The sequence below is a fragment of the Mycobacterium parascrofulaceum ATCC BAA-614 genome (assembly GCF_000164135.1).
Taxonomy (GTDB): Bacteria; Actinomycetota; Actinomycetes; order Mycobacteriales; family Mycobacteriaceae; genus Mycobacterium; species Mycobacterium parascrofulaceum.
In genome coordinates this window covers 192,726-200,505 of record NZ_GG770557.1, presented here as the reverse complement: position 1 = coordinate 200,505, position 7,780 = coordinate 192,726, and the positions used below count along the sequence as shown (strand labels likewise).

The following is a 7,780-nucleotide window of genomic DNA, read 5'->3' as shown; positions in this document are numbered from 1 at the left end:
CGTGTTGCAGGACCTCGACCCGGAGACCGACGCGATCACTGCGGTACTAAGCGGACAACTGGATGGGCGCCGCCTGAAGTGGCTGAACTTCGTTTGCGCGGATTCGACTGGTGCCCTCTGGTGTTCGGTGAGCACGGTCGCGGACGATCTCATGGACACTATCGCCCACGGCACCGCCGACGGGTTCATCTTCCGAGTCGTACCGGATCGCCAATCCGCGCGGGTGGTCGCCGACAAAGTGAACTTCCCCAACTGTATGGCCCTGGACCGCGACGAGGACTACCTGTATGTGGTCCGCACGCTCACCGCCGATGTGGTGCGGTTTCCGATCGAGGGCGAAACGCTCGGACCACAAGAACGATTCGGCCGGCCCCTGGGCGGCCGGCGCCCCGACGAGTACGGCCCCGACGCCGGCCGCCTGATGGCCGACCCCGAGGTCGGCCGCCGCTGGGGCATGGCCGACGGATGCGCGTTCGACGCCGCGGGAAACCTCTGGGTGACATTGGTTCTCGCCAATAAGATCGTGGCGATCAGCCCGGACGGCCGGGCGACAACCGTGATTGAAGACCCCGACGGAGCACTCCTAAACGGCCCGACCAGCATCGCCTGGGGCGGCAAAGACATGCGCGACATCTACATCGGCTCGATCACGGCCCCGTACGTCCTCAAGGGCAGAAGCTCGGTTCCCGGCCTACCGCTAATCCACCAGCGCTAGCCCGACGGCCCGGGCCGCATGAAGTCCGGCAGCGCCGCCTCCGGGTCTGAAGGGATCATCGACTCGCCCAGCCCCCACAGCTGCCGGATGGTGGCCCCGCCGTCGACGACGAGCGTCTGACCGGTGATGCGGGCGGCCAGCTCGGAGGACAGGAACAACGCGGCGTTGGCGATGTCGTGCGCGCGGGGCGCCGCCAGCGGGTTGATCCCGTTGACGTTGTATTCACCAGGCGGCTGGTCCTCGTTCCCGGTGCCCACGTTGCCGGGCGCGACGGCATTGGCGCGAATGCCGTACCGCCCCAGCTCATCCGCGAAGGTCTTGACTAACGAGATGACGCCGGCTTTCGCGGCGCCGTAGGCGGCATGGTAGGTCGCCGAGGCGATGCCGTCGACCGAAGCGATCGCCACCAGCGATCCGCCGCTGCCCTGGCCGATCATGTACTTTGCCGCGGCCTGAAAGAGGTAGAAGACCTGGGTCAGGTTGTAATGGATTGCCGCGTCCCACAATCGGGGCGTGAAGTCCTCGACCTTCGACCAGGTCGCGCCACCGATGATGTCGACGCACACGTCGACACCGCCCAGCGCTGCCTCGACGTCGTCGATCGCCCGACCGACCTGCTCGGGGTCGGTCATGTCGGCCACGATCGGGATGGCGTTTCCACCTCGGCCGACGATCTCGCCGGCGATTTGCTCCGCACGCTGCTCGTCGATGTCGATGCAGACGACCGAGGCGCCCGCTTCGGCCAGGGCCAACGACGTGAACCAGCCGTGGCCCGCGCGCTCGGGGATGTAGCCCGCACCCGACACCACCGCGCGCTTGCCGGACAGCCCCAAATCGATCACGCCGGCTGGTGTTCCTCAAGGCCGGTCGCCTGAGACGGTCCATCGCCACGCCCGCCCCGGAACGGCCCGACGACCTGCCCACCCAAGTACACGACCCCGCGGCCGGCGGCCACCAGCACGCGACCCGTCACGCTTCCGACGGCTTCCAGAGCCGCGACGGCGGCGTCGAGCACGCTCGGGATGTGGAAGTCCTCCCACGTCTCGACCTGGTGCTGGCGCGCCTTGGCGAAGCGGTCGAGCTCCTCGCGCAGCGCACCCCGTTGCCGAGAAAGCTCGCGCACCGCCCAGAACCGGAAGCCGTCGACGGCGGCGGTCTTCCCGAACCGGTCGAGCACCTCCTTGGCGCTGCGGTAGATGGCGAGGTCTTCGCGCAGGTGGTGGTCGACCAGCCCGCGCGCCTCGTCGATCGCCCGCAGCAGCTGCTCGGGCTCCTTGGCCTCGATGCGCGCCAGGTTCAGCCGCTGCCACTTGTGCAGCGCCTCCTCGGCGATCACCAGCAGGCTCAGCGTGTCGCCAAGCCGGTTGTCGTCGATGGCATTTCGCAGCTTGGCGGCACGCTGCTGCACGCCCAGCGTGTGATCGAACGAGGCCAGGATGCGGCTCACGTGGTTGCGCAGCTGCTCGACGGCGACGTTGAGCGCCGGCCCGAGGGCGGCCACGGAATCCCAGTACGCGTCGGGCAGCGACCCGTACTTCTCCAGCGAGTCGACCATCCGCGAGACCGTCAGGCTGTTGCCCAGGACGTCGCCGGCGCGCTGCGCCCGGGCCACCTCGAGCACCGCCTCGACCTTGTCCTCCACCCGCCGGACGGCGTCCTCCACCTCGGCCACCGCGGACTTCAACGCCATCTGCACGGCGAGCATCTGCGCCGACAGCATCACCTCGGGGGCGAGCAGTTCCGGTCGCCACTGCAGCTGCGCCAGGAGTTGGCCGGCGTCGACACCGGTCGTCAGCCGGAAGAAGCCGTCGGCGACGGGAACCAGGTTGCCTTCCTTGAGCGCGGCCACGGTGTCGCGATGCAACTGCACGTACGTGCCCGAGTCGGCCAGCACCGAGGCGAGCCCGGCGATCGCCGCGTTCGCGAGCGCGGCGCCGTCGATGCCGGCGACCCGCAAGCCTTGGCCGGCGGTCGCGCGCAGCCGGGCCAGATAGGACTCGACGGCGGCGGGGTCACCGCCCAGCAGCAAAGACTCGTCCTGCAACGCCACCACGACCTCGTCAACCCCGGTCGTCGCCGACACGTCGGACATCTCGGTTGTGCTCACGGCACCCCCTGATCCTTCGGCACCCCAGCAAGCATGCCAAGAGTTAACAGGAATTTGTCGGCTAGCAAATCCGGACATTACACGCATGCCGTAGCGGGACCCCACCCTTCGCCGCGTGTTTGGCAGGAATTCACCCAGGGCCAAAACTGCTCGACGCCGCGCGCGCGGCGCACCTCGGCCGGCCGGGCCGCGCCCACCCGTAACCTTGCACGATGTGGCCGCACGCAAGCCCCCGCGCCTGACAGTCGAGGACTGGCTGCAGGCCGGCTACACGCTGCTCGCCGAGCAGGGCGTGCGCGGGCTCAAGGTCGAGCGCCTCTGCCAGCAGGCGGGCGTCACCCGCGGCAGCTTCTACTGGCACTTCGACGACATGGACAGCTACCGGGCCGCGCTGGTCGAATCGTGGAACACCTTCCTGGAGAAGGATCGCCGGTCGCTGGCCGAACTCGACGCGCTGCCCCCGCGGGAACGCCTGTCCGCCATGATGGCCGCGCTCACCAGCCCCGGGCACTGGACGCTGGAACGCGCGATGCGCGAATGGGCCCGCACCGACCCGGCCGCCGCCGCCAACGTCCGCGCCGCCGACCGGCGCCTGCTGCGCGCGGTCACCAAGGCCTACGGCGACTACGGCTTCGGCCCCGAGGACGCCAAGCTGCGCGCCGAGTTGACCTTCGCCGCCGGCATCGGCCTGTTGCACCTGGCCGGCTCGGCCCAGCAGGCGCAGCAGATCGCGCAGCGGGAACGCTTTCTCGAGCTGATGCTCAAGGATTAGACCATCGCGATCGGGGAGATCTTGGCGCCAATCGCCAACGCCCCGGCCAATTCCCGGCTCACGTCGTAGTCGAAAACCACATGCCCGGCCGCGATGTCCACGTCGCGCTTGAAGCGTTGCAGCGGGTTGGACAGGAACTGCGCGCTGGCCCCGGAGGCGTCCAGCAGGTCGGCGATGACGGCCCGGCTCTCGTGGACCGTGTGGACGGCCGCCAGCCGCGCCTCGGCCCGCACCGCTCGGGGCACCCGCTCGCCGGCGGCCACCATCCGGTCGATGCCGTCGGCGGTCTCGTCGACCAGCGCCCGCAAGGCCCGCAGCCGCACCCGCGCGCCCGCCAGCCGGATCTGCGCGGCGGGCTGATCCTTCTGCGCCGCACCGCTATACGCCAGCACGCGCCCGCCCAGGCGCTCGGCGAACAGCTCCGTGACCCGCTCGGCCGCGCCGAGCACCGGCATCGAGGCCACCAGCGCCAGCGCGGGCACCATCGGCCACCGATACGTCGGCGCGTCATGGGCCCGCGCGCCCGGCGCCGTCCCGGCGTAGATGTCGGCCACCGCGACCATGCGGTGCTCGGGCACGAGCACGTCGGTGACGACGACGTCGTGCGAGCCGGTGCCGCGCATGCCCGCGGTGTGCCAGGTGTCGACGACCTCCACCTGGTCGGCGGGCACCAGCACCAGCGCCGGGTCGATCCGGTCCGGCCGCTCGACGAGCGCCCCGACCATCACCCAGTCCGCGGCCATCGCGCCGGTCGCCCAGGACCACCGGCCCGTCAGGCGCACCCCGCCGTCGGCCGGGACGCCGCGCCCGGTGGGGGCCAGGGGAGCGGGCGCCAGCACCGGCCCCGAGGCGAACACCTCCTGCTGGACCCGCAGGTCGAACAGCGACAGCAGCCAGTTGTGGAGGGCGTAGAAGCCCAGCGTCCACGCGCTGGACGCGCAGCCGTGCGCCATCCGCCGAATCGGTTGCAGCAGTTCGGGAAACGACGCCTGCAGACCGCCGAACCGGGCCGGCAGCAACAGCCGGAACAGCTCGGTCTCCCGGAACTCGTCGACCGTCGCGGCGGGGAGCCGGCGCAGCCGCTCGGCCTCCTCGGCGCGCTCGGCCAGGCGAGCCACGAAGTCGTCGGTGATCCCATACGTCGGGCGAGCGTTGACCGCGGACATGACGCCGACCGTACCATACCTTTTAGTACGGTCCTGTAAGGGGTTCGCGCAGAGCAACTCTCACCCAAGGTTGCCGGAGCCCTGTTCACCCGGGCCCGAAGGGACTACAACTTCCACCATGAACGCGCAAACGCTGGCGGCCGTGCCGGTCGTCGCGGCCATCGCCGCACTGGGCCCGCCGGCGGTCGCGAGCGCGGACCCGTTCTACCAGTTTCAGTCGCCCTCGGGCGACGTCACCTGCGTGATGGCGGCGTTCCAGGGCGAGGCTCTCCTGGCGTCGTGCGGCGTCGCGAACCCTACCTACGTCATGCCGCCCCGACCGCGGTCGTGCGAGGGGGCGTTCGGCGATCAGATCGACATGGTCCAGGGCAGCTCACCGGCCATGGTCTGCCACACCGACACCACCCGCGGCAACGGGCTGCCGACGCTCCGAACCGGCGAGACCCGTTCCGCCGGGTCGCTCACCTGCGCGGGCGAACCCGCCGCCGTCACCTGCACCGACTCCAGCACCGGCCACTTCTTCCGCATCTCGCGGGTGGCCTACACCCTGAAGTAGCCGGCTAGTTCGACCGCTGCTTGAGCTGCTCCCGTGCGTTTTTCTCCACGAGTAGCGGGACGAATTCGCGGACGCGGCTGTGCGCGAACCGGGCATGTTCTTCGCGGAGCAGCGCGTCGACGACCTTCGGCGGGACCCCGGGAAAGTCATCGACCAGTTGCCGCTCGATATCCGCCAACAGCACCTCTTCGTCGACCTCAGTGATCATGCGAAAAGGGTTCCCGACCCCCGCCCGTCGTCAAACCGGGGTGTCATAACAGAGCAAACGCTCTGTTATGACACCCGCATGCCGCGCCCCCGCGTCCACGACCAGGACCGGATCCTGGACGCCGTCGAACGGCTGGCGGTGCGGTCCGGGCCGGCCGCGGTCACGATCAGGGCCGTCGGCGACGCGACCGGCGTATCCAACGGCGCGCTCTACCACACGTTCGGTTCGCGGGCCGGCCTCGTCGGGCGTGCGTGGCTGCGGGCCGGACACCGATTCCTCGGCGCGCAAGGCGAATTGATCGACGCCGCGCCCGAGGGGGACGGCGTGGCCGCGGTGGTGGCGGCGGCCGAGGCGCCGGCGGTGTTCGCCGAAACCCACCCGGAATCCTCGCAACTGCTGCTCACCGTGCGCCGCGAGGAGCTGCTGGGGCCGCAGACGCCGCCCGACATCGCGACACAGCTGCGCGACCTGGACCGGCTGCTGGTGGACACGATGATCCGGCTCGCCCGCCTGTTGTGGGACCGCAAGGACGCGGCGGCCGTCGACGTCGTCACCGCCTGCATCGTCGACCTGCCCACCGCGCTCCTGTTGCGCCGCAACCGAATCGACGATCCCGATGCGCGAAAACGGTTGCGCGCCGCGGTCACGGCCGTGCTCGACGCCGGGGAGCCCCGGCGCAAAACCAGAGAGGAATCGACATGACACCGACGCTCAGCTGGGACGACAAGATCGCGATCCTGCACCTCGGCGAGGGCGAGAACCGGTTCTCCCCGGACTTTCTCGACGCGATCAACGAGCGGCTCGACGACATCGAGCGGGCCGGCGCCCAGGGCCTGGTCACCACCGCCGGCGGCAAGTTCTACACCAACGGCCTCGACCTGGACTGGCTGGCCGCCCACGCCGAGAGGACCCAGACCTACGTCGCGCGGGTGCAGGCGCTGCTGGCCCGCGTGCTCACCTTTCCCATGCCCACCGCCGCCGCGGTGACCGGGCACGCCTTCGGCGCCGGCGCCATGCTCGCCATGGCCCACGACGTGCGGGTGATGCGCGCCGACCGCGGGTTCTTCTGCTTCCCCGAGGTCGACATCCGCATCCCGTTCACCGACGGCATGGCGGCGCTGATCCAGGCCAAGCTCACCCCCCGCGCCGCGGTGGCCTCGATGACGACCGGGCGCCGGTTCGGTGGGGAAGAGGCCGCCGAACTCGGCATTGTCGACGCCACCGCGGCCGAGGGCGAGGTGGCCGCCGCGGCGGCCGACCTGCTGCGCCCGCTGGGCGGCAAGGACCCCGGCACCCTCGGCGCGATCAAGCGGACCATGTTCCGCGCCGCGGCCCGCGCCCTGACCGACGTCTGAGCCGTCCCGCAGCGCTGATTGTTACCATCGCGCGGTGACCGACCGCCCCGTTTCGCGGCGCGACGTGCTGCGATGCGCGCCGGCGCTGCTCGGCGCCGCGGCGTTCCTGGGGGCCCCGCGCGCGACGGCCGGCGTCGCCGGGTCCGCGGTCTTCCTCGACCCGGGCCACAACGCCGTCAACGACGCCTCGATCAACCGGCAGGTCCGCAACGGGCGCGGCGGGACCAAGGCGTGCCAGACGTCGGGCACCGCGACCGACGACGGCTATCCCGAGCACGCGTTCACCTGGGCGGTGGTGGCGCTCATCAGCGAATCGCTCAACCAAATGGGCGTCCGCACCCAGCTCTCCCGCCCCGACGACGACTCGGTGGGCCCGTGCATCGACCAGCGCGCCGCCGCGGCCAACGCGATGCGCCCCGACGTGATCGTCAGCATCCACGCCGACGGCGGACCCGCGTCCGGCCGCGGGTTTCACGTGAACTACTCGAGCCCGCCGCTGAACGACGCGCAGGCCGGGCCCGCCGTTCGGCTGGCCACCACGATGCGTGACGCGTTGGCGGAGGCGGGGTTTCAGCCGGCCAACTACATCGGTTCGGGCGGCCTGTACGGACGCGCCGACCTCGCGGGGCTGAACCTGGCCGCATACCCGGCGATCCTGGTCGAACTCGGCAACATGAAGAACGCCGACGACGCCGCGCGGATGCAAAGCCCCGACGGCCGGGCGAATTACGCCGCCGCGGTGACGCGCGGAATCGTCGCCTACCTCAACGGCCAAGCCGCCCAGTAGCCGAGCGGTCGCTCAGCCGCCGAAGTTGCCGCCGGGCGCCGACACCTGGGTCGCCGGGCCCCCGACGCCGAGGTGGCTGGAGGCGAAGGCGACGCCTTTGTCGATCATGGCGGC

General features: G+C 70.8%; 10 protein-coding genes and 1 pseudogene. 6 read left to right on the top strand and 5 right to left on the bottom strand.

What is annotated here, in order from left to right; all coding sequences use genetic code 11:
• The first annotated feature begins 4 nt into the window (after positions 1-4).
• Positions 5-715: an SMP-30/gluconolactonase/LRE family protein gene (locus HMPREF0591_RS22330; protein ID WP_170826140.1), complete on the top strand. Its 711-nt coding sequence runs from the start codon at positions 5-7 to the stop codon at positions 713-715.
• Here the strand turns inward: HMPREF0591_RS22330 and HMPREF0591_RS22325 are convergent.
• On the bottom strand, positions 712-1,557 hold the full coding sequence (locus HMPREF0591_RS22325) for an SDR family NAD(P)-dependent oxidoreductase (RefSeq protein ID WP_007170935.1): 846 nt from the start codon (positions 1,555-1,557) through the stop codon (positions 712-714). The two genes, HMPREF0591_RS22330 and HMPREF0591_RS22325, sit on opposite strands and share 4 nt — an antisense overlap.
• Entirely contained in the window at positions 1,554-2,822 is a 1,269-nt protein-coding gene (locus HMPREF0591_RS22320) for a hypothetical protein (protein WP_244269063.1), read from the bottom strand. Before HMPREF0591_RS22320 ends, HMPREF0591_RS22325 begins: the two co-directional genes overlap by 4 nt.
• Before the next feature lie 214 nt (positions 2,823-3,036).
• Between HMPREF0591_RS22320 and HMPREF0591_RS22315 the strand changes: the two genes are divergently transcribed.
• On the top strand, positions 3,037-3,594 hold the full coding sequence (locus HMPREF0591_RS22315) for a TetR/AcrR family transcriptional regulator (protein ID WP_050790120.1): 558 nt from the start codon (positions 3,037-3,039) through the stop codon (positions 3,592-3,594).
• Here HMPREF0591_RS22315 and HMPREF0591_RS22310 read toward each other — a convergent pair.
• Positions 3,591-4,760, bottom strand: coding sequence for an acyl-CoA dehydrogenase family protein (locus HMPREF0591_RS22310; protein WP_007170932.1), 1,170 nt, complete (start codon positions 4,758-4,760; stop codon positions 3,591-3,593). The genes HMPREF0591_RS22315 and HMPREF0591_RS22310 overlap by 4 nt on opposite strands.
• 118 nt (positions 4,761-4,878) lie before the next feature.
• Here HMPREF0591_RS22310 and HMPREF0591_RS30415 point away from each other — a divergent pair, with 118 nt between their 5' ends.
• Positions 4,879-5,316, top strand: coding sequence for a DUF6636 domain-containing protein (locus HMPREF0591_RS30415; RefSeq protein WP_007170931.1), 438 nt, complete (start codon positions 4,879-4,881; stop codon positions 5,314-5,316).
• A gap of 4 nt (positions 5,317-5,320) precedes the next feature.
• Here the strand turns inward: HMPREF0591_RS30415 and HMPREF0591_RS22300 are convergent, their stop codons facing one another.
• Positions 5,321-5,524 carry a three-helix bundle dimerization domain-containing protein gene (locus HMPREF0591_RS22300; RefSeq protein ID WP_007170930.1) on the bottom strand — a complete coding sequence of 68 codons (204 nt, stop codon included), beginning with the start codon at positions 5,522-5,524 and terminating at the stop codon, positions 5,321-5,323.
• A gap of 78 nt (positions 5,525-5,602) precedes the next feature.
• On the opposite strand from HMPREF0591_RS22300, the gene HMPREF0591_RS22295 reads away from it, so the two are divergent.
• The 3 genes from HMPREF0591_RS22295 to HMPREF0591_RS22285 are packed head-to-tail and all read left to right on the top strand — an operon-like array spanning position 5,603 to position 7,666.
• Positions 5,603-6,226 (top strand): TetR family transcriptional regulator, encoded by a 624-nt coding sequence (locus HMPREF0591_RS22295; RefSeq protein ID WP_007170929.1) that lies wholly within the window; start codon positions 5,603-5,605, stop codon positions 6,224-6,226.
• The gene (locus HMPREF0591_RS22290) at positions 6,223-6,879 is read left to right on the top strand and encodes an enoyl-CoA hydratase-related protein (protein ID WP_007170928.1); all 657 of its coding nucleotides are present in this window, start codon (positions 6,223-6,225) and stop codon (positions 6,877-6,879) included. Before HMPREF0591_RS22295 ends, HMPREF0591_RS22290 begins: the two co-directional genes overlap by 4 nt.
• A gap of 34 nt (positions 6,880-6,913) precedes the next feature.
• On the top strand, positions 6,914-7,666 hold the full coding sequence (locus HMPREF0591_RS22285) for an Rv3717 family N-acetylmuramoyl-L-alanine amidase (RefSeq protein ID WP_007170927.1): 753 nt from the start codon (positions 6,914-6,916) through the stop codon (positions 7,664-7,666).
• A 12-nt stretch (positions 7,667-7,678) separates the two neighbouring features.
• Here the strand turns inward: HMPREF0591_RS22285 and HMPREF0591_RS34080 are convergent.
• Positions 7,679-7,780: pseudogene (locus tag HMPREF0591_RS34080) on the bottom strand (cutinase family protein); the annotation flags it as partial.

Coding starts and splice junctions, on each gene's coding strand:
- HMPREF0591_RS22310 (WP_007170932.1), bottom strand. CDS start 4,760: ATGTCCGCGGTCAACGCTCGCCCGACGTATGGGATCACCGACGACTTC.
- HMPREF0591_RS30415 (WP_007170931.1), top strand. CDS start 4,879: ATGAACGCGCAAACGCTGGCGGCCGTGCCGGTCGTCGCGGCCATCGCC.
- HMPREF0591_RS22300 (WP_007170930.1), bottom strand. CDS start 5,524: ATGATCACTGAGGTCGACGAAGAGGTGCTGTTGGCGGATATCGAGCGG.
- HMPREF0591_RS22295 (WP_007170929.1), top strand. CDS start 5,603: ATGCCGCGCCCCCGCGTCCACGACCAGGACCGGATCCTGGACGCCGTC.
- HMPREF0591_RS22290 (WP_007170928.1), top strand. CDS start 6,223: ATGACACCGACGCTCAGCTGGGACGACAAGATCGCGATCCTGCACCTC.